The organism is Actinomycetota bacterium (assembly GCA_035765775.1).
In the GTDB taxonomy this organism is placed as follows: Bacteria; Actinomycetota; CADDZG01; order JAHWKV01; family JAOPZY01; genus DASTWV01.
Genome location: DASTWV010000013.1, coordinates 1 through 19,546 on the forward strand (window position 1 = coordinate 1; position 19,546 = coordinate 19,546).

A 19,546-nucleotide genomic window follows, 5' to 3' on the forward strand; every position below is an offset into this window, starting at 1 on the left:
GGAGGCCAAAGCCCGCGCCCAGGTGGGGGCTCCAGTGAAGGAGGAGGTGATCGCTCCCGCCAAGCCCTGACCCCCGTAGATGCTCAGGAGGTGGGGACTTTTAGTTGGCCACCAGTGGGGCGCGCGACTTGGCCATTGACATCCTTGAACAGCGTGGTGGCCTGGTTCGCGAGAGTCGTGTCGTTCGGATTGGCCTGCGCCGCCGTGCTGACCTGGTCGCAGGTCTTGCCCCCGGCGACCTCCTTCACGTGGGCGCCGATAACGTGGTCGGCGTACGCACGGGCCTGGGCACCGAGGGCCATCTTCTGGGGTCGCTCTTGACTAGCGCGCTGGACCGGCCCGAAATGCCTCCGGTTCAGGCTTCCCTCTTTCCAGCGCTACGCAAGGATGGCTTCAAGAGCCCTTTGCGAAGGCCTGCCTCCATCGCCTTGACCCGGGCCTCTTTGGGATGACGCCTCGCCACCAGCAGCTACAGCTCCACGTTCTCCACCGCGGTCAGGACCGGCATGAGGTTGTAGAGAATTGAAAGACAAAGCCCATCCGTTCCGCCCGGTAGCGGGTGCGCTCCCGATCGGACATCTGGTCGAGGGGCACCCCCTCGATGCGCACCACCCCTCCGTCGATGGAGTCCAGGCCGGACAGGCAGTTCAGGAGGGTCGTCTTCCCGCACCCGCTCGGCCCCATGACCGCCACCATCTCGCCGCTCGCCAGGCGGAGATCCATGCCATTGAGGGCCGGGACCTGGACCCGCCCGGTGTCGTAGATCTTGGTGACGCCCACGGCCTCGACGATCGGGGTCGTGACACCCACAGCTTCGACGATGGGCGTCGCCCCCGTTGCCGTGGGGGGCGCTTCGTCGTGGCCATGCCGCGCATAGCTATGCCGCGCGAACATGGCCCTTCCCCACGAGTTGGTGCTGCATCTCCTCGCCCCACATCCGAGCGTGGGCAAGTTCCCCGTCGACCAGCGGGCCCTTGGCATCGGTGACGTAGAAGCTCTCCGCGGCAGCGGCGAGATGGAAGCCCTTCCGCCGAAGGTGCCTCGCCGCCCCTCCTGCCGCCGAGCCAACGAGCCACCCTGGCCTGGGGAAGCGGGTGTCGAAGGTCGCCGCCCAGCCAGTCCGCACCGGGTCCAATGAGTCGATCCATTCCCGGATGCCGACCCGTCCCTTGCGAGTCGAGGACCGGCTCATGCCGTGGGCGTGGGTGGGACCGCCGATCACCAGAAGATCCGTCTCCGGATCCTTCGGGGCCTGCTCGACGTCCACCACGTCCACCTGCATGCCCGTCGCCAGCCCGGCGGCGATCGCGTCTGCGACGGCCCTGGTGTTGCCATAGATGGATTCCACAACGATCAATGCACGCATGGCGCACCTCCTTGCCTCGACGCTATGCCAGGTTCAGCGTGGGCCGACAGAGCCGTTTGGGCTGGTCGCCGGGGGCCCTTCGGAGTGGCCCGGGCTCCCCTGGTTCCTCGATCTAGGCCGGTGAAGCGAGGTCAGCCCAGCGGTTGCAGGATAGGCCCAGTGGCGTATGTGCGGAGGTGGGCGGACTTTCTCCCTAACATGTAGCTTTTTCCGCCCACCGCCGAGCTGGCCCTGAGCAGTTCCTAGCCGCGAGGACCTTGCGCAGCATGCGGTACTGCTCTACGTCGATCTCACCCCGGGCGTGTCGCGGGTCCAGGATGCTGCCGGCATCCTCGGACGCCCGCCCGTCGGGGCATCGGGTGGCGGCGGTGAGCAGCGCATTACGCCGCCCAGATGACCAGAACCCAGACGCGATCATCCCGGCTCACATCAGGCCAACCTGCCAGAACGCCACGTGGCTGATGTACCAGAGCATCATCTACCTCCCCACCTGGGGACGGGCGTGCGGAACTCCTGCCGGCCCCGTTCTGCGCATGTCCGCCCTTGCGCCGCCAGCGACGGCTTCAAACGGGCGCCAATCAGGCGTCGTATGCTCGCCCTGGCGTGACAGCGCGAACCGATCGGCTGCGATGACCGAGCTGAGCCGGCAGGACCCGGCCCTCCCCGCCCGCTACCCCGCTCACCGCATCGCTGACATGGTGCTGCGGGACGGCTCGACCGTGCGGATCCGGCCGGTGCTGCCCTCGGATGCCGACCAGGTGTTGGCGCTGTTCGGCCGGCTCTCGACCGAGTCTCTGGCCCGCCGGTTCCACGGGGTCCACCGCCTGAGGCCGTCCGAGGCGCGCTACTTCTGCACCGTCGACTACGTGGCCTCCTTCGGCTTGGTGGCCGAGCATGGCGGGGGGCCGTCGCTGCGAGTCGTCGCCCTTGCCAACTACTTCGCCACCCGTCCGGGGGTCGCCGAGTGCGCCTTCTGTGTGGACGAGAACCTGCAGGGCCGAGGCCTGGGCAGCATTCTGGTCGAGCACCTGGCGGAGGCGGCCGCCGAGGCGGGGATCACAACCTTCGAGGCCGATGTCGTCGGCTCCAACACCGCCATGCTGGGGGTCTTCGGCGCCACCGGCCTGCCGCTGGAGCGCGAGGTGTCTGCTGGTGAGGTGCATCTCGAGTTCCCGACCTCGCTCACCCCCGCTGCGCTGGAGGCCTTCGATCGCCGGGAGGCCACTGCTGCGGCCGCCGGCGTGGCCGCCCTCCTGCGGCCCCGGACGGTGGCGGTCGTGGGGGCGTCCCGGCGCCAGGGATCGGTCGGGGCGGCGATCTTCCGCAATCTCGTGAGCAGCGGGTTCCAGGGCACCGTGTTCCCGGTCAACCCCAAGGAAGAGTCCGTGCTCGGGGTGGCCTGCTTCCCGTCCGCCCGCACACTCCCCACTGCCGTCGACCTGGCGGTCATCGTCGTGCCCGCGCCCGCGGTGCTTGAGGTCGCCCGGGACTGCGGCGAGGGGGGGGTGCGAGCGCTCCTGGTCATCTCTGCGGGTTTCGCCGAGGTCGGTGCCGAAGGCCGGGCGCGCCAGGCAGCGCTGGTTGAGCTGGCCCGAGCCTACGGGATGCGGATCATGGGGCCGAACTGCCTTGGGGTGATCAACCTGGACCCGGACGTCCGGCTCAACGCCAGCTTCGCTCCGGAGCTGCCGGCCGCGGGGACCGTGGCGTTCACCTCACAGTCCGGCGCCCTGGGCATCGCCCTCCTCGACGAGATGAACTCCCTCGGGCTCGGCGTTTCGAGCTTCGCCTCCTTGGGCAACAAGGCCGACCTCACGGGAAGCGATCTGTTGGAGTACTGGGAGCAGGATCCCCGGACTGGTGTGGTTCTCATGTATCTGGAGTCCCTGGCCAACCCTCGCCGCTTCGCCCGGGTCGCCCGGCGGGTGGGGCGGGCGAAGCCGGTGGTGGCCATCAAGAGTGGCCGCTCCAAGGCAGGGGCGCGGGCCGCCGCCTCCCACACCGGCAGCCTGGCGCAGGGCGAGGCAGCCGTCGGCGCCCTGTTCCGGCAGGCCGGCATCATCCGTACCGAAACCCTCGAGGAGCTGTTCGAGGTGGCCGGCGTGCTGGCCCGTCAGCCGCTCCCGCCGGGCAACCGCGTCGGCATCCTCACCAACGGCGGAGGTCTCGGCGTCCTGTGCGCCGACGCCTGCGAGACCGCCGGGCTGGCGGTGCCGGCGATGGGGGAGGCCGCCGCCGCCGCCCTGCGCGAGTTCCTCCCGCCTCAGGCCGCGGTCGGCAACCCGGTCGACATGCTGGCCTCGGCCACGGGCGACCACTACCGGCGGTCACTCGAGATCCTGCTTGCCGACGACGGCTTGGACGCCGTCGTGGTCGCCTTCATCCCACCCGTCGTCACCGAAGCGGCTGAGGCGGCCGCCGGGCTGCTCGCCGCTGCCGGCGGAGCGACGAAGACGGTCGTAGCCTGCTTTGCCGGTGTGGAGGGTGCGCAGCGAGCACTCGACGGCGCCGAGGTGCGGATCCCGGCGTACCGCTTCCCGGAGTCGGCGGCCCGATCGCTGGCCCGTGCCGCCGACTACGCCGCCTGGCGCCGGGCTCCGGCGGGGACCGCATGGCACTTCGGCGACATCGACCACCTTCGCGCGGCGGCGCTGGCGGCCCAGCTCCTCGCCGATCCGGGTCCCGGCTGGCTCAGCCCGCTGGTGACTGCCGAGCTCCTCGGGTGCTACGGCATCGATGTCGCCCGCGGGGTGGCGGCTGCCACCCCGCAGGAGGTGGCGACCGCAGCCGAGGCCATAGGTGGGCCGGTCGCCGTCAAGATCACCTCACGGAGCCTGTTGCACAAGAGCGATGTCGGGGGGGTGGCGCTCGGGCTCGCCACACCGGGGGAGGCCGTCGCTGCGGCTGAGCGCATGCAGGAGGCGCTTGCCAGCTCGGGACTGGGAGCGGGCATAGACGGCTTCCTGGTGCAGGAGATGGTGGCCGGCCCGGGCATGGAGCTGTTCGTCGGGGTGGTGACGGACCCGTTGTTCGGGCCCCTGCTTGCCTGCGGCGCCGGGGGAACCCTGGTGGAGCTGTTGCGCGACGTCTCGGTGCGGATCACCCCGGTGACGCGGGAGGAGACGCGGGAGATGGTACGGGCGCTCAAGACGTTTCCTGTTCTCGAGGGCTACCGCGGCTCGCCCGCCCTCGATTCCGGGGCCCTTGAACAGCTGGTCGGCCGGGTGGGCCTGCTCGTCGAGGACCTGCCGGTGGCCGAGGTGGATCTGAACCCCGCCTTCGTGCGTCCCGCGGGCCAGGGATGCCTCGTGCTCGACGCCCGGATCCGCCTTGCCCCCCCGCCTCCCCGGCGCCCCATGGGGTCCCGGCTGAACCCGGCGGCGCCGGCCCGCCCGCAGGCCGGCTGATCAGCCGGCCGGCCCCAGACGTGCCCGGCCGACCAGCGTTGCCGGGGCGTGATTGACCAGGGCTTCACTCACCGAACCCATGAGCGCCCGCCGGATTGGCCCCAGCCCGCGGGAACCCACGACCGCCAGGTCGAACTGGCCGTCTCGCACCGCATTCAGCAGGCTGGACTTCACCGGTCCGAATACCATCTCGGTCTCGGCGGCAAAGCCGGCCTGGCTCAGCGCCCGCTCGGTCTGAAGAAGTTCCTCGAGGGCGTCTGGTGTCAACGGCGGGCCGACATAGGGAGCGGTTAGCCCGGAATCGACCGCGGTCGACCACTTGGGTGGCATCGCCGAGGCGGTCACGACCTTGATCGAGCAGCGGTGGGGGTCCAGGAATCCTTCCAGCCCGGAGGCGGCGACGCGAGCCTCCGCCGAGCCATCGGTGGCCAGCAGCACCCGGCAGCGCTCGAGCGAGGCGGGTGCGCGATGAGCCAGCAGAACCGAAGTGGGCGCTTCCTGGAGGAGGAAGGAGCCGGTGCTGCCGAGCAGCCGCGTCCCAAGCCACCGGTGCCTTCCGTAGCCCATCACGACTAGGTCGGTGGTTCCCCGATCGAGTTCGTGAAGCACCTGGGCGCCCGGGTGCCCCGTGCCGACGAGGGAACTGGAGCGAAACCCATTCTGAGCGAGGTGCTCGGCCACCGTTCGCGAGGTCCGTTCGGCCCGTTCCAAGTCCTCGGCCACCGCGTCCTTCAGGTAGTCCGGCGGCCACCCCGGCGCGGTATCGGCCAGGGTGGCGACGGAGAAGGCGGTGATGGTGACGGTGTCGCGGCGGGCGCCGGCGATCAGGAGCGACGCGGCGGCCTCCGCCTCCTCCGAGCCGTCCGTCGCCAGCACCACATGCATAGCTCTTCCCTCCCCCCCGATCGGTTGCTAGGGGCCGGTTAGGCCGGATGTTCGCCGGGCTCGAGCGGAACCACTCTCACCGGGCAGGTGGCGTGGTGGAGCACCGCTTGGCTGACCGAGCCGAGCATCATCCCGGAGAAGCCGCCCAGCCCGCGGCTCCCCACGACCAGCACGTCAGCACCCTCCGAGGCCTGGATCAGAGCGGGGACCGCATGATCTTTGATCAACAGCTCCTCGACTTCGATCCCGGTACCGTCCACGGCACCGTGGACGCATTTCACCACCTTGGCCGCGGCCTCCTCCAGGAACGACCAGTCGACAGCGGGGCCGACCGCGTCGGCCAGGCTGAGCGATGCCGGGACGTGCCAGGCGTGACCAGTACCAGCCGGTCATGGCGGAGACGGGCCTCTTCGGCCGCCCAGCGCACGGCCGTCAATGAGCCCCCTCGAGCCGTCGACGCCGACAACGATCACACCCATCGCCTTCCTCTTCTCGCTCCGCCATCGGATGGCCGCCGGTGCGAATGGACCGCCCGCGGCCGGCGCCTGCGACGTCCCCACGCCGCTGGCACCATCCTCGGATGTCGGCGCCGGTGTCACCACTTCCGTTCGGCCCCCGTTGCCGGATCTACTCGGCTCACGCGGCGCGACGGGTGACGGTCCTGGATCGCCGGCCCTCTTTGCCTACACAGGAGGGGCCACCTGGCTCTAGCCCCACCGTTGGCGTCGAGCCATCGTGGGGGACGAGCAAGCGGGTTGGGTGACCGGAGAAACCATCGTGAAAATCGCTCAAGGGCCGTTAACCGACGTCTGGCGGCGCGGCATGGGTGGATGCCTTGCTGCGGGCCACGTAGGACGCCGCCTCGGACCGCCGCTGGACCTCCAGCTTGCTCAGGATGCTGGACACGTAGTTCTTCACGGTCTTGTCGGACAGGTGGATTTTCTCGGCGATCTCCCGGTTGGTACGGCCCTCGGCCACGAGGTCCAGGATCCTTTCCTCCTGCGGCGACAGCCGCGCCAGCTTGGGATCCTTGTCGTCGTATTTGGCCTTGCGCAGCCGCTCCAGCACCCGGGCGGTGATCGACGGGTCCAGCAGGGACTGCCCGCCCGCCACCCGGCGGATGGCGTCGATGAGGTCATGGCCCCGGATTTGCTTGAGCACGAACCCGGAGGCGCCGGCCATGATCGAGGTGAAGAGCGCCTCGTCGTCGGAGTACGAGGTGAGCATGATGACCGAGGCGCCGGGGAGGATATCCCGCAACGCCCGGCAGGCTTTGATCCCCCCGCCGTCGGGCATGCGCACGTCCATCACCACGACGTCGGGGCGGTAGATCGGTGCCACGCGGACGGCCTCCGGGCCGCTGGAGGCCTCTCCGACGACTTCCAGGTCTTCCTCGACCTCGACCAAGGAAGCCAGCCCTTTGCGGACCACCTCGTGGTCGTCAACGAACATTACGCGGATTGCCGTCAGCGCTCACTTTCTCGTGTCCCGTACACCTTGGAAATCACCCCGGATCCTGGCTGCGTTGGGGAGGAGGAATCATGATCATGGAACAGGATCTCACGAGCTCACCAAGCCCGGCAGCTTCCCTTTCGGTCATGTTGGCGACTGATGGTTCTGACCATGCCCTCCGGGCCGCCCGTTTCCTCGCCCGCGTGCTCGATCCCAGCGTGGGAACAATCCGGCTGCACACCGTGCTGTCGGTGTCGATGGAGCCGACCAGCTACATGGGCGACCTGGCGGACGCCTTGGAGCGGCGTGCGGCGATCGCGGCTGCTGTCGAGGAGGCCACGGCGGCGTCCCGCCAGATCCTGGAGAACGCGGGCTTCGCCACCACGACGTCCCGGTCGTTCGGCCATCCTCCCGACGAGGTGCTGACCGAGGCCACGGAGTTCGGCATCGATCTGCTGGTGGTGGGCCGTCGCGGGCTCCGCCTGCCCACCGCCCTGATGCTGGGAAGCGTATCCGGCTACCTCCTGCACCACGCCACGATGCCGGTCCTGATCGTACCCTGAGCCTTGATCGTTCCCCGGGCCCGCGGTCCATGGGCCTGGCGTCACGGGACGGGCACCGCAAGCATGCGACGCATTCCACCGCCTTCCCGTGGCTGGACGAGCCAGGTGGCGCCGAGACCGGCCGCCCGGCTCTCAATGTTGGTGAGCCCGTGCCCTCGGGTGGCGGTGGCCGGATCGTAGGGCTCACCGTTGTCCTCCACCGTGAGTTGCACGCTGTCCGGGAGCGGGCTCACAGCGACGTGGACCTGCGTCGCCTTCGAATGCCGGGCGATGTTCGACAGGGCCTCGCGCAGGATCTGGATCATGCTGGCCTCCTGATCGGTGCTCAAGCGGGCGAGGGCTTCTCGGTCGAGGTCTGGAACGACCTGCGCCAAGGTGTTGACCTCAAATTCTTTGATCAGCTGATGGATGGCGCCCTCACCGCCCTGCTCGATGATGGCGTGGGGGCGGAGTTGGAAGATGTAGTTGCGCACGTCGCGCACCACGTCGTCCAGGCGGGTGATGGCCTCGTCGAGGCGGGCCCGCACCCGTGGGGTATCCCTATCCAGCAATCCCATGGACCCCTGCAACGACAGGCCAACTGAGTAGATGGCCTGGATGACGCCGTCGTGGAGCTCACGGGAGATGCGTTCTCGTTCCTCGAGCACGGCCATCTCCCGCAGCATCCCGCTGAGCCGTTCGTTCTCGAGGGCCATGGCCACCTGGTTGCCCAGCATCTGGAGCACAAGCAGGTCGTCATCGGTGAACGGCCGCCCGCCCGCCTGCCCGTAGACGGCCAGCGCGCCCAACGGGCGATCGCGGATCTGCAGCGGCGCAAACGCACCATTTTCAGGGTTGCCCAGTAAGCGCCGCACCTGGCCGTTGATCTCGGGGTCGGAACTCAGGTCGTTCACCCGTTCGGGACGGCCACGGTCCATGATGGCCCCCGACTTCGATGTCCCGGGATGGAGGTGCGCCCCGATGAGCTTTTCCGGCTCCGGTCCGCCCACGGCCTGGCGGATGACCAGGTCGTTGCTGTCGGGGTCGCGCAGCATCACCGTCGCCCGGGTGCCGTTGGTGAGCGAGCGCGCCTCCTCGGCCAGCGCACGCAGGATCTGGTCGGTGGTCGTGGGGGCGACCAGCAGCCGCCCCACCCGGTTCACCGAGGCAAGCTGAGCGAGGCGCTGGGTCAGCTCCAGGCCACGCACCCGTAGCTGCTCGAACAGCTCCGAGCGCTCGATCGCGGAGCCGGCCTGGGCGGCCAGGACGGTTGCCAACCGTTCGTCCTCGTCGGAGAAGTCCTGGCCGCCTTCTTTGTCGGTCAGATAGAGCCGGCCGTAGATCCGGTCCCGCACGACGATCGGCACCCCGAGGAAGGAGTGCATCGTCGGATGATGGGCTGGGAAGCCGGCCGATCGCGGGTGCTCCGACACTTCCCTGAGCCGGAGGGGAGCGCGTTCGGTCAGCAACGCCCCGAGGACACCCTCTCCGGTGGGCAGGTGCCCGATCGCTTCCACGGTGTCCGGATCCATCCCGGAGTGGAGGAACTTCACCAGAGCGCCCTGGCGGACCACCCCGATGGCCCCGTACGAGGCACCGACCACCTTGCGGGCGAGCGTGGCGATGCGCGCCAGCAGCAGGTCGAGTTCGTGCTCACCGGCGAGGGCCATCGCCGATTCGACCAACGCGTCCAGCCGCCGGGGTCCCTGGCTGTCGGCCATGACGCGCCCGAGTTTACGACGCCGTTCGGGAATTGGCAGGCGGCCGTGTTCGGCCTGACCGGGGCCGGTCCTCGCGGACCGGCCAAGACAAGCCGTTCGGCACCTGACCCCACCGCGCCGGGCGGCGTAGCGTCACGGTTGGCAAATAGCGACAACCAAACGAGGAGAGTAGTGCACCATGCAGCGCCAAATTTTCGACCGCGTTGTTTCATGGATCGGTGGCACCGGCGCCAGGTCGGACCGGAGTTGCGGAACTTCAGCCCCGAACCCGTGCCCACCGCCGCATAGGGTCGGTATCCATCGAAGGACATTGGTCCCTCCGGCGGTGGGCCGGGTGGCCCTCCCCTCCCGGGGAGGCCGAGTCCTAGAAATAGTGATGCCACTCGACGAAGGAGATGTGATGTGATGCGGCCCCGAGCTGTTGACATCATGACGCCCGACCCGGTGACGGTGACCGGAGACACCTCCTCGGGAGGGGTCGCCCGTATCCTGGGGGAACATCACTTCAAAGGGATCCCGGTCGTCGACGAGGCCGGACGCGTGATCGGCGTGGTTTCGGAGACTGATCTACTGGTCAAGACCTTGCGCGAGGACGACCTCCGTTCCCGGCTGGATGTGGTCACCAACCGCTCCCGCGAGGAGCGCCGCCGCCACCCTGGCGGAACCGCCGCCGACATCGTGACCCGTGAGCCAATTACGGTTCCCGAGCAGATGCCAGTCACCGAGCTGGCCCGGCTCATGCTGCGCCAGGAGATCCACCGGCTTTCCCTGGTCCGTGACGGCAGGTGCGTGGGCATCGTTACCCGCAACGACGTCCTGAAGGTGTTCAGCCGCGCCGATGGCGAGACTGCCCTGGACCTGCGCGACGACGTGGTCGAAGACTTGTGGATTGACCCGCACCGCCTCCGCATCCGTCTTGCGGACGGCGTCGTCACCCTTCAAGGCGAGGTCCAGGGCGAGATCGAGCAGGGCCTGATCACGGAAGCCGCCAGGACGCCGGCGTGACCGATGTCGACGCCACGCAGCTCAGCCATGCCTAGGACCGGTACGGCCGGCGGGTACGTCGATAGCGGGCGGTGGTTGGCGGGCGCTGGCGAGGTGAACGGTGGCCGTTGACGTCCAACCGGCAGCGGTGACCGGCGGGCCGGCGGGCCTCCTGCCAGAAACCCTCGTCCGGCTTCCGGTGGACGAGGTCTACCGCGCTCTGGCCTCAACGCCGGCGGGCTTGTCGAGCTCCGAAGCCGAGGCTCGGCGTTCCTGGGCCGGGCTGAACCGGATCGTCGAGCTCCCCGGGCCACCGTGGTCGCGACGGCTGGCGGAACAGTTCGTCCACCTGTTTGCGCTCCTGCTGTGGGCTGGCGCCCTGCTGGCGCTGATTGCCGGGGAGGTGACCGTCGCCGCCGCCATCGTGGCGGTGATCGTGCTGAACGGAGTCTTCGGGTTCGTGCAGGAGCACGCCGCCGAGCGCGCGGTGGCCGCGCTGAAACGACTGCTGCCCGGCGATGCGGCGGCGCTTCGTGACGGCGCGGTGGTGCGGATTGGCGTGGACCAACTGGTCCCGGGGGACGTGGTGGTGCTGGAAGAGGGGGACCGGGTACCGGCCGATCTGCGGTTGGTGATGGCCACCGACCTCCGGTGCGACGAGTCGAGCCTGACGGGCGAGGCGTCGCCCACCCACAAGGTGGCCCAACCAGCTGCGGAGCGGCCCGGGACCGTCATCATGGCGCCCAACCTGGCCTTCGCCGGGACGACGGTGACCTCCGGGGAGGGGACGGCGGTCGTGTTCGCCACCGGGATGGGTACGCAGTTCGGGCGCATCGCCGCCCTCACCCAGGCCGTGGAGGATTCGCCGAGCCCCCTGCAGATTGAGGTCGGCAAAGTCGCCAAACGAGTCGCCCTGCTGTCGCTGGCGATGGGGGCCGGGTTCTTCTTCATCGGGCACGCGGCGGGCGATCTCAGCCTGCGCGGCGGCGCCATCTTTGCGATTGGGATCGTGCTGGGCAACGTCCCTGAGGGGCTGCTTCCCACGATGACGCTCGCGCTGGCGATGGGAGTCAAGCGAATGGCGTCCAGGAACGCCATCGTCAAGCGGCTGTCCTCGGTCGAGACGCTGGGATCGTGCACCGTCATCTGCACGGACAAGACCGGGACGGTGACCGAGAACCAGATGACGGTCCGCGAGCTGTGGGCTGGTGGCCGCTCGGCGACTGTCACCGGGTCGGGCTACGAACCGGTCGGCCGGCTCGACGTCGGCGGGAAGCCGGCCGGCACCCGGGAGCTGGCCCCATTCCTCCCGGCGCTCCGTGTGGGCCAGCTGTGCAACTCAGCCGCGCTTGTTGCCCCCACCGAGCGGGAACCATGGCGCCTGCGCGGCGACCCCACCGAAGGGGCGCTGCTAGTGGCGGCGGCCAAAGCAGGTCTGGATCGCCAGGCCGAGGAGGCCCTCCGCCCGCTCGTCCGAAAGCTGGCCTTCGATCCCCGCCGGAAGCGGATGTCGACGATCCACCGCAGCTCGCAGGGCGACGAACAGGTGGTGGTCTACGTGAAGGGCGCCCCACGGGAGCTGCTGGCCCACTGCTCGGCGCTGCTGCGCGACGGGGTTGAGGTCGCCCTCACGCCCGAGCTCCGCCAGCAGGTAGCGGAGGAGAACGACCGGTTGGCCGCACAGGGGCTGCGCGTCCTGGCGATGGCCTACCGGCACTTCAGCGCCGCCGAGGAGAGCACGCTGGGAACCGCAGAACCGGGCCAGATCGAGCGGCACCTGGTCCTTGCCGGGCTGATCGGGATGCAGGATCCCCCCCGCCCGGAGGTGGCGGATGCCGTCGCCAAGTGCCATCAGGCGGGGATCAGGATCGTGATGATCACTGGCGACTATGGGCTGACCGCGGCCTCGGTGGCCCGCCAAGTGGGCATCGTCGGAGGCGGACCGCTCACCGTGGTGGACGGGGGCGACCTCGACGCCACCTCGGACGACGAACTGCGCCAGCTGCTTGCCGGCGGCCAGGTGTTGTTTGCCCGTGCCACTCCCGAGCACAAGCTCCGGGTGGTGTCCCTGCTGCGGGCGATGGGCGAGGTGGTCGCCGTTACCGGCGACGGCGTCAACGATGCCCCGGCGCTCAAACGGGCCGACATCGGGGTTGCCATGGGGCGGGCGGGGACCGATGTGGCCAGGGAGGCAGCGGACATGATCCTGGTTGACGACAACTTCGCCACCATCGTCGGCGCCGTCGAAGAAGGCCGGGCCATCTTCGACAACATGCGCAAGTTCATCGTGTACATCTTTGCCCACCTCTCGCCGGAGGCGCTGCCGTTCATCCTCTACGCCCTCTTCCGGGTGCCGCTGCCGCTGACCGTGATGCAGATCCTGGCGATCGACCTGGGCACGGAGACACTGCCGGCGCTCGCGCTTGGGATCGAGAGGCCGGAGCCCGACGTGATGGCCCGGCCTCCCCGCCCAAGGAGTGAACGGCTGCTGAGCGGGGGCTCCCTCCTGCGCGGCTACGCCTTCCTCGGCGGCCTCAGCACCGCGGTGGTGACGTCCGCCTTCTTCCTGTTCCTGCACGCCGCAGGCTGGCGCTGGGGAGCCCCGGCTCCGGCGCCCCGGACGGGCGCCGAGGCCGCCACCATCGTGTTCCTGGGCATCGTCGTCATGCAAGTGGGCAACGCGTTCGCCTGCCGGACCGAGCGGGCCTCGGTGTTCCGGGTCGGGCTGGCCGGCAACCGGCTGCTGTTGTGGGGCATCGCGTTCGAGCTCGCCTTCGTGGTCGCCCTGATCTACCTACCCTGGCTGCACCCCGTCTTCCAGACGGCTTCCGTCCCGCTGCTGTGGTGGGTGTACTTCACGGCGTTCCTCCCGGCGATCTTCTTTGCCGAAGAGCTCAGAAAGCGGCTGGTCCGCGGTCGGGCTGGAGCCGCTCCAGCGCGATCCGGCCGGCCTGCACGACGGGGGTCATTGGGCCCTGGGGCGGCGCCGGGCGGGGCGCCATGATGGTCGGGGCGCATCACCGGCTTTGCCTGCGACACCGTCGTCACGGCTTGCGGCTCACTGCGCGAGAGGGAGGATGGCAATGAGCGAGTACCGCTTCCTCAAATTCTTCGATGAGTTCGGGATCGGCGACGTCCCCCAAGTCGGCGGGAAGAACGCCTCGCTGGGGGAGCTGTACCGCACGCTGTCCGCCCGCGGCCTGCTGGTCCCGAACGGCTATGCGATCACGGCCGACGCCTACCGCTACGCGCTCGACGCCGCCGGTGCCGCGGCCAAACTGCGGGCGACCCTGGACGGGTTGGACCCTACGGATGTCGACGATCTGGCGGAGCGGGGCAAGCTGGCCCGGGAGATCGTCTACGGCGCCGGATTGCCGGAGGATCTTGTCAGCGAGATCCTTGCTGCCTACGGGCAGCTGCAGGCCGAGTACGGCGACGGCGTGCGCCTCGCCGTGCGCAGCTCCGCCACGGCCGAGGACCTGCCGACGGCCAGCTTCGCCGGGGCGCAGGAATCGTTCCTCAACATCCGGGGCGCGGACAACCTGATTGAGGCCACCCGCCGCTGCTACGCCAGCCTGTTCACCGACCGGGCGATCCACTACCGCATCGACTCGGGCTACGAGCACGAAAAGGTCGCCCTGTCCGTCGGGGTCATGAAGATGGTGCGGTCCGATCTGGCAGCCTCCGGCGTGATGTTCACGCTGGACACCGAGTCCGGCTTCCCGGACGTTGTCTTCATCAGTGGCGCCTACGGCTTGGGGGAGAACGTCGTCCAGGGCGCAGTGGACGTCGACGAGTTCTACGTTCATAAGCCGACCTTCCGCAACGGGCACCGGGCAGTGCTGCGCCGGCGCCTGGGCAGCAAGGAGATGAAGCTGATCATGGTCGAGGGGGGAACCGGCCACAGCACCCGAAATGTCGCCACCCCGCAGGCGGACCAGGACCGGTTCTGCATCAGCGACGACGACGCCCTGGCGCTCGCCGGCTACGCGCTCGAGATCGAGGACCACTACCGGCGGCCGATGGACATCGAGTGGGCCAAGGACGGCGACGACGGCAGGCTCTACATCGTGCAGGCCCGGCCGGAGACCGTCGCCGCCCGGCGGGCGACGACCACCCTAGAGACTTTCGTGCTGGAGGAACCGGGCGCGGTGGTGATCGAAGGCCGGGCGGTGGGCGAGCGGATCGCCAGCGGCTCGGCCCGGTTCATCGCGGACTTGTCACACCTGCACGAGTTCCTGCCGGGGGAGGTCCTGGTGGCCGAGACCACCACCCCGGACTGGGAGCCGGTGATGAAGACCGCCGCCGCCATCGTCACCGACCGGGGAGGCCGCACCTGCCATGCCGCCATCGTTGCTCGCGAGTTGGGGGTCCCCGCGGTCGTGGGCACCAGTACCGCCACGACCACCGTCCGAGGGGGCTTACCGGTGACGGTGTCCTGCGCGGAGGGCGAGACCGGGCGGGTCTACGCGGGGAAGCTTCCGTACCGGGTGGAGTGCACCGACCTGAGCGACCTCCCCCGGCCAGCCACCAAGATCATGGTGAACCTGGGCAACCCGGACCTCGCCTTCAAGACCTCGTTCCTACCCAACGACGGGGTGGGGCTGGCCCGGATGGAGTTCATCATCAGCGAGTCGATCAAGGCTCACCCGCTGGCGTTGATCCACCCCGAACGGGTCACCGATGCGGAGGCCCGCCAGGAGATTGCCCGGCTGTGCCGGGGCTATCGCGACGGCGGGCAGTACTTCGTGGAGCGGCTGTCCGAAGGGGTCGGCACGATCGCCGCCGCCTTCTGGCCGCGGCCCGTGGTCGTGCGCATGTCGGATTTCAAGACGAACGAGTACGCCAGCCTGCTGGGCGGTGCCGCCTTCGAGCCGGCCGAGGACAACCCGATGCTGGGTTTCCGGGGCGCCTCCCGGTACGCCCACCCCGCCTACGAGGAGGGCTTCGCTCTGGAGTGCGGGGCGATGCTTCGGGTACGGCGGGACATGGGACTGACCAACGTCGTGCTCATGCTGCCGTTCGTGCGGCGGGTGGCCGAGGCGCAACTAGTGCTGGAGCGGATGGCGCAGCTGGGGCTTCGCCGGGGCGAGTACGGGTTGAAGATCTATGCCATGTGCGAGATCCCCAACAACGTGATCCTGTTGAAGGACTTCGCCCCGCTGTTCGACGGCTTCTCCATCGGGTCGAACGACCTAACCCAGCTCACCCTCGGCATCGACCGGGACAGCGAGCTTGTGGCCTTCGATTACGACGAGCGCGATCCCGGGGTCAAGGAGATGATCCGCCTGGCGGTCGAGGGCTGCCACCGCTACGGCATCCATTCCGGGCTGTGCGGCCAGGCACCGTCCGACTTCCCTGACATGGCCGAGTTCCTGGTCGAGATCGGTATCGACTCGATCAGCCTCAATCCCGATACGGTCGTGCGCACCACCGCCAGGCTGGTCGACCTGGAAGCCCGGACCGGTCGGAGCAATCCTTGACGCCGCCGGCGGTCGGTGGGTGCCGGAGCGGCAGTGCGAGAAGGCGCCATCAGGCTGGCCAACGTCGGCCTGGCCTACGCCAAGCGCTTCGAACGCAGTGGGGATCTCGGCGATGCATCGGCAGCCGGTGCCAGGTGGGAGGAGGCGCTGTCACTCTCCCTGCGGGAGACATCGATCGGATCGGCATGCTTTCCCAGGCGGACGCTGGGGCCGAGCCTCAGCCCCCAACACCCGAGGTGCCGTGGCCGCCTCGGGGGGAAGCGGCAGTTGGGCTTCCCCCGTCAGCCGGACACACAATCTAGGCTGCGGTGCGGGTCTTGAGTCGCTCCTCGAATTCGACTGGCGGTACGTAGCCCAGTGAACTATGAAGGCGTGTTTGATTGTACCAGAGTATCCACTCAAAGACAAACACTCTGGCCTCCGCTATTGTTTTGAAATGAGTCTCGTAAACGAGTTCTCTTTTGAGCGATGCCCACACCGATTCGGCCATGGCGTTGTCGTTGGAGTCGCCGACGGTGCCCATTGAGCGGGTGATGCCCAGCCTGGTGCACAGCTCGGCGTACTCGGCGCTGGTGTATTGGCAGCCGTGGTCGGAGTGGAAGTCGCGCTGGACCAGGTCCGGCGCTGGCGTGGCGGCAGGGTCCTTGCGGGTGGTGACCACCTTGCGTCGCCCGCAGATGCCCTGGATGCCCAGCATCCGCATCAGCCGGGCCACCTTCTTGTCGTCAGCAGCCCGGCCCTCCCGGCTGAGCTGGGCGGTGACCCGAGGAACCCCGTAGCGGCGGCGGGAGCCCGACCAGATGTCGTAGATCCGGTTGGCCAGGTAGGACTCCTCGATCGTGGCCGCATCCGGGCCGGCGCACGTGGCGCCGGCCCAGTCGTAGAACGCCGAGGTCGAGGTCTCGCACACCCGGCACAAGATCTTCACGGGGAAGCTGGTCTTCTGGGAGTCGATGAAGCGGTAGAGCCTCACTCGTTCGACTCCTTCACCCAGAAGACCACAGCTCGTTTTAAGATTTCGCGCTCCATCTCCAGCTCAGCGATGCGCTTCTTCAAGCGCCGGACTTCCTGCATCTCGGCATCCTCCGGGCCGGGGGGAAGTCCGGCTTTCTTGTTGTTTCGTCGATCGTCTCGGACCCACTTGCCAAGGGTGGCGTCATCGACCCCCAGTTCCCTGGCGATCTGGGCCATCGGCCTGCCCGACGTGTGCACCAACGCAATCGCGTCTCGTCGGAACTCGCCGTGTACGACTTGTTCACGGGCACATCCTCTCCCCAACCTCAAGGGCTGGTCCAGGTGGCTCCGGTGGACGGGGGGAGGATCAGGCGTAACCAGGCGGTAGTCTCCGAACGTGCCCAAAGTGAGCACCTTTATGGGATCGTCATCGCCATGTACCTTCATGAGCATGGCGTTCGCACTTCCACGCTCGTTACGCCGGAGAGCAGGCCTCGATCGCGATCGCGGGCCTCGGAGTGCTAGCGGGCACGCTCCCTGAGCGCGCCATGCGGCTGGTCCGAGAATGGGCGACTATGCATCAGAGCGAGTTGGAGGAGAACTGGCGTCGAGCACGGGCGGAACAGCTCCTGGAGCCCATTGCGTCACTTCCTTAGGATGGACACATGACTGAACTCATTGACGTCACAGACGTGCGGGTGGTGGGGACGCACAGGCTCCGCGTTACCTTTGCCGACGGCTTCGCTGGGGAGCTTGACTTCACCAATCGAGAATGGGGCGGTATATTCGCATCTTTAGCAGAGCCTGAGTATTTCGACAAGGTTCACTTGGACCCAGAGCTTGGGACGATCGTGTGGCCAAATGGGGCAGACATCGCGCCCGAGATGCTCTACGAGCTGGCTACCCAGCAACGGCTCAGCGCCTGACTGGAGGCCTGCTTCAAACCTATTGCAGTTCACGCGGTACGGCGGCGAGAGTGCTCGAAGACGATGCCAGTCGTCGACGGGTGGTACAGTTTCCTGTACCAGAAGGAGGTCGCGGTGGCAATTACGGCGAGCGAGGCGCGTCGAGCCCTATTCCCGTTGATCGAGAAAGTCAATGACGATCGGACGGCTATTGAGATCACATCCAAGCGCGGCAACGCGGTACTGATGTCAGCCGACGAGTACGCGGCCTGGCAGGAAACGGCCTACCTGTTCCGGTCGCCGGCCAACGCACGGCGCCTGCTTGATGCGGCGGAGGCGGCACGGTCCGGCGAGACCGCAGAGCACGCTCTCGACCGGGAGTGAGGCTGGTCTTCACTCCGCAGGGATGGGAAGACTACAAGTACTGGCAGAGCGTCGAACGATCCGTTGTTAAGCGGATCAACCGTCTTCTGGATGACTCATTACGCGATCCCACGAGCGGAATCGGCAAACCAGAGCCCCTCAAGTATGGAATCAGCGGGGCGTGGTCGCGCCGCATCAACGAGGAGCACCGGCCCGTCTATCAGACACTTGGCGCCGACCTAGTCGTTCTGCAGGCCCGCTACCACTACGAAGGGTAAGCAGGGCGGGCGCCGAGAGCTCGCCCATAGCGAGATTCGCGCTGCCTGGCACGGCCATCGGTCCCGCGGTCAGATCGCCGGGACCCCGTACATTGCCAGCACCAGCTCCCGGCGGTTGCGCACCCCGGCCTTGGTGAAGACAGCCTTCAGGTGATCCTGCACGGTATCGGCCCCGATGTGCAGCGCGGCGGCGATCTCGGGCCCGGAGCAGCCCTGGAGGGCGAGGCGGGTCACCTCGGCCTCCCTGGCGGTGAGGCCGAAGGCCTCGAGGTAGAGCGGGGCCAGCTGGTGGGGGGTGGCGGGCTCCATGACTACGGCGATCTGCGGCCCCGATCCCGCCTGGAGTAACGAGGCGTGCAGGACCAGCCATCCCTCTGCGGTGCGGACCCGGCACGAGGGCGGGCCCGGCGGTTCGGCGATGTCCTCGCTGTGGAGCAGGGAGATGCGCTCCGCCAACGCGACCATGGCGGTCGGCAGGCCCCGATAGCGGGTCTCATCGACGGCGAGCATCGCCTGCAGCCACCGCTCCGCAGCCATCGACGTCGCCGCCACTGACAGGTCCGACTCGAGGATGAGGACAGCGGCGCCGGGCGAGGACGTCCCGGTTGCCCGTGGGTGATCGCTCGCCCCGGCGATGGCAGCCCGGCGGAGGCCGTCGGTGACATAGGGGGCAAGGAAGCGCAGGGCGGCGGCCTCCTCGGCTCCGAATCCCGCCTGTGCGTCTTCTCGGTGCAGGCACAGGAACCCCCAGGTCGTCCCGCCGGAACGAAACGCCATCCGAAGCTCGTCGCCCAGGCCGAGGGGCTCCAGGATCTCCCGGTAGCGCGGACTCGTGGCGCGTTGGCCCGCCGTCGCCCGGTCCAGGGAGTCGATTGCTCGTGGCCCCCGGGCGAGATCGACGAAGTGGTTCACGTCGCCACCGCGCAGTTCGTTGTCGAGGAAGCGCTGCGAGGCGTCGGGCGGGATGTGCCGCGTGGTCGCCCCGGTGAACAGAAGGGTTGTGGGGTCGGTGGAAGCGAAAAACGCGGCATCGACCGGCAAGACCTTATTGAGTGCCGCCAGCACCCGCGAGCGGAGGTCAGCCGACGCCAGGCCGGTGGATGCGATGGAGATCACGTCCCGGCGGGCTTGGCGAAGCTGCTCCCTACGACGCATTGCTCCAGAAGTCTATGACCGCTCGCGGACGCCGGTCATCCCCGTAAGCGG

Annotated in this window: 18 protein-coding genes and 1 pseudogene; 9 read left to right on the forward strand and 10 right to left on the reverse strand. The window is 68.5% G+C overall.

The genetic code is table 11. The features are described 5' to 3' along the window. Nucleotides 1-83 precede the first annotated feature (83 nt). The 3 genes from VFW71_02390 to VFW71_02400 all read right to left on the reverse strand — a co-directional run bounded on the left by VFW71_02390 (nucleotide 84) and on the right by VFW71_02400 (nucleotide 1,366). A complete protein-coding gene (locus VFW71_02390; protein ID HEU5001613.1) occupies nucleotides 84-248 on the reverse strand; it encodes a hypothetical protein in 165 nt (54 codons plus the stop codon). A gap of 247 nt (nucleotides 249-495) precedes the next feature. Further along, on the reverse strand, nucleotides 496-810 hold the full coding sequence (locus tag VFW71_02395; GenBank protein ID HEU5001614.1) for an ATP-binding cassette domain-containing protein: 315 nt from the start codon (nucleotides 808-810) through the stop codon (nucleotides 496-498). Nucleotides 811-877: 67 nt separating this feature from the next. Continuing rightward, nucleotides 878-1,366: a flavodoxin domain-containing protein gene (locus VFW71_02400; GenBank protein ID HEU5001615.1), complete on the reverse strand. Its 489-nt coding sequence runs from the start codon at nucleotides 1,364-1,366 to the stop codon at nucleotides 878-880. Between the two features lie 629 nt (nucleotides 1,367-1,995). Here VFW71_02400 and VFW71_02405 point away from each other — a divergent pair. Next, entirely contained in the window at nucleotides 1,996-4,773 is a 2,778-nt protein-coding gene (locus VFW71_02405; protein HEU5001616.1) for a GNAT family N-acetyltransferase, read from the forward strand. Here the strand turns inward: VFW71_02405 and VFW71_02410 are convergent, their stop codons facing one another. The 3 genes and pseudogenes from VFW71_02410 to VFW71_02420 form a co-directional block, all read right to left on the reverse strand. Continuing rightward, nucleotides 4,774-5,658, reverse strand: a complete 885-nt coding sequence (locus VFW71_02410; protein ID HEU5001617.1) for a universal stress protein — start codon at nucleotides 5,656-5,658, stop codon at nucleotides 4,774-4,776. A 38-nt stretch (nucleotides 5,659-5,696) separates the two neighbouring features. After that, nucleotides 5,697-6,014: pseudogene (locus tag VFW71_02415) on the reverse strand (universal stress protein). A gap of 442 nt (nucleotides 6,015-6,456) precedes the next feature. Next, a complete protein-coding gene (locus tag VFW71_02420; protein ID HEU5001618.1) occupies nucleotides 6,457-7,110 on the reverse strand; it encodes a response regulator transcription factor in 654 nt (217 codons plus the stop codon). Between the two features lie 146 nt (nucleotides 7,111-7,256). Between VFW71_02420 and VFW71_02425 the strand changes: the two genes are divergently transcribed. Then, nucleotides 7,257-7,673 carry a universal stress protein gene (locus VFW71_02425; GenBank protein ID HEU5001619.1) on the forward strand — a complete coding sequence of 139 codons (417 nt, stop codon included), beginning with the start codon at nucleotides 7,257-7,259 and terminating at the stop codon, nucleotides 7,671-7,673. Nucleotides 7,674-7,714: 41 nt separating this feature from the next. On the opposite strand, the gene VFW71_02430 is transcribed toward VFW71_02425, so the two are convergent. Next, the gene (locus tag VFW71_02430) at nucleotides 7,715-9,373 is read right to left on the reverse strand and encodes a GAF domain-containing sensor histidine kinase (GenBank protein ID HEU5001620.1); all 1,659 of its coding nucleotides are present in this window, start codon (nucleotides 9,371-9,373) and stop codon (nucleotides 7,715-7,717) included. Between the two features lie 429 nt (nucleotides 9,374-9,802). Here VFW71_02430 and VFW71_02435 point away from each other — a divergent pair, with 429 nt between their 5' ends. The 3 genes from VFW71_02435 (at nucleotide 9,803) to ppsA (ending at nucleotide 15,840) form a co-directional block, all read left to right on the forward strand. Further along, nucleotides 9,803-10,378: a CBS domain-containing protein gene (locus tag VFW71_02435; GenBank protein HEU5001621.1), complete on the forward strand. Its 576-nt coding sequence runs from the start codon at nucleotides 9,803-9,805 to the stop codon at nucleotides 10,376-10,378. Between the two features lie 100 nt (nucleotides 10,379-10,478). After that, a complete protein-coding gene (locus VFW71_02440; protein ID HEU5001622.1) occupies nucleotides 10,479-13,361 on the forward strand; it encodes a cation-transporting P-type ATPase in 2,883 nt (960 codons plus the stop codon). A 79-nt stretch (nucleotides 13,362-13,440) separates the two neighbouring features. Then, complete coding sequence (gene ppsA, locus VFW71_02445) at nucleotides 13,441-15,840, forward strand: phosphoenolpyruvate synthase (GenBank protein HEU5001623.1); 2,400 nt, start codon at nucleotides 13,441-13,443, stop codon at nucleotides 15,838-15,840. Nucleotides 15,841-16,138: 298 nt separating this feature from the next. On the opposite strand, the gene VFW71_02450 is transcribed toward ppsA, so the two are convergent. Both VFW71_02450 and VFW71_02455 read right to left on the reverse strand, forming a co-directional pair. After that, complete coding sequence (locus VFW71_02450) at nucleotides 16,139-16,813, reverse strand: integrase core domain-containing protein (GenBank protein ID HEU5001624.1); 675 nt, start codon at nucleotides 16,811-16,813, stop codon at nucleotides 16,139-16,141. After that, nucleotides 16,810-17,247 (reverse strand): transposase, encoded by a 438-nt coding sequence (locus VFW71_02455; protein HEU5001625.1) that lies wholly within the window; start codon nucleotides 17,245-17,247, stop codon nucleotides 16,810-16,812. Before VFW71_02455 ends, VFW71_02450 begins: the two co-directional genes overlap by 4 nt. 65 nt (nucleotides 17,248-17,312) lie before the next feature. Between VFW71_02455 and VFW71_02460 the strand changes: the two genes are divergently transcribed. The 4 genes from VFW71_02460 (at nucleotide 17,313) to VFW71_02475 (ending at nucleotide 18,340) form a co-directional block, all read left to right on the forward strand. Beyond that, nucleotides 17,313-17,450 (forward strand): DUF4160 domain-containing protein, encoded by a 138-nt coding sequence (locus VFW71_02460; GenBank protein ID HEU5001626.1) that lies wholly within the window; start codon nucleotides 17,313-17,315, stop codon nucleotides 17,448-17,450. 9 nt (nucleotides 17,451-17,459) lie between these two features. Further along, a complete protein-coding gene (locus VFW71_02465) occupies nucleotides 17,460-17,720 on the forward strand; it encodes a DUF2442 domain-containing protein (protein HEU5001627.1) in 261 nt (86 codons plus the stop codon). Nucleotides 17,721-17,834: 114 nt separating this feature from the next. Next, nucleotides 17,835-18,083, forward strand: a complete 249-nt coding sequence (locus VFW71_02470; protein ID HEU5001628.1) for a type II toxin-antitoxin system prevent-host-death family antitoxin — start codon at nucleotides 17,835-17,837, stop codon at nucleotides 18,081-18,083. Then, nucleotides 18,080-18,340, forward strand: a complete 261-nt coding sequence (locus tag VFW71_02475) for a Txe/YoeB family addiction module toxin (protein ID HEU5001629.1) — start codon at nucleotides 18,080-18,082, stop codon at nucleotides 18,338-18,340. Before VFW71_02470 ends, VFW71_02475 begins: the two co-directional genes overlap by 4 nt. Nucleotides 18,341-18,409: 69 nt before the next feature. On the opposite strand, the gene VFW71_02480 is transcribed toward VFW71_02475, so the two are convergent. Next, the gene (locus VFW71_02480; GenBank protein ID HEU5001630.1) at nucleotides 18,410-19,495 is read right to left on the reverse strand and encodes a helix-turn-helix transcriptional regulator; all 1,086 of its coding nucleotides are present in this window, start codon (nucleotides 19,493-19,495) and stop codon (nucleotides 18,410-18,412) included. Nucleotides 19,496-19,546: the final 51 nt, after the last annotated feature.

What these genes read in the sequence shown, in the direction of transcription:
- VFW71_02400 (HEU5001615.1), bottom strand. Translation starts at nt 1,366, where the DNA reads ATGCGTGCATTGATCGTTGTGGAATCCATCTATGGCAACACCAGGGCC.
- VFW71_02405 (HEU5001616.1), top strand. Translation starts at nt 1,996, where the DNA reads ATGACCGAGCTGAGCCGGCAGGACCCGGCCCTCCCCGCCCGCTACCCC.
- VFW71_02410 (HEU5001617.1), bottom strand. Translation starts at nt 5,658, where the DNA reads ATGCATGTGGTGCTGGCGACGGACGGCTCGGAGGAGGCGGAGGCCGCC.
- VFW71_02420 (HEU5001618.1), bottom strand. Translation starts at nt 7,110, where the DNA reads ATGTTCGTTGACGACCACGAGGTGGTCCGCAAAGGGCTGGCTTCCTTG.
- VFW71_02425 (HEU5001619.1), top strand. Translation starts at nt 7,257, where the DNA reads ATGTTGGCGACTGATGGTTCTGACCATGCCCTCCGGGCCGCCCGTTTC.
- VFW71_02430 (HEU5001620.1), bottom strand. Translation starts at nt 9,373, where the DNA reads ATGGCCGACAGCCAGGGACCCCGGCGGCTGGACGCGTTGGTCGAATCG.
- VFW71_02435 (HEU5001621.1), top strand. Translation starts at nt 9,803, where the DNA reads ATGACGCCCGACCCGGTGACGGTGACCGGAGACACCTCCTCGGGAGGG.
- ppsA (HEU5001623.1), top strand. Translation starts at nt 13,441, where the DNA reads ATGAGCGAGTACCGCTTCCTCAAATTCTTCGATGAGTTCGGGATCGGC.
- VFW71_02455 (HEU5001625.1), bottom strand. Translation starts at nt 17,247, where the DNA reads ATGCTCATGAAGGTACATGGCGATGACGATCCCATAAAGGTGCTCACT.
- VFW71_02465 (HEU5001627.1), top strand. Translation starts at nt 17,460, where the DNA reads ATGACTGAACTCATTGACGTCACAGACGTGCGGGTGGTGGGGACGCAC.
- VFW71_02480 (HEU5001630.1), bottom strand. Translation starts at nt 19,495, where the DNA reads ATGCGTCGTAGGGAGCAGCTTCGCCAAGCCCGCCGGGACGTGATCTCC.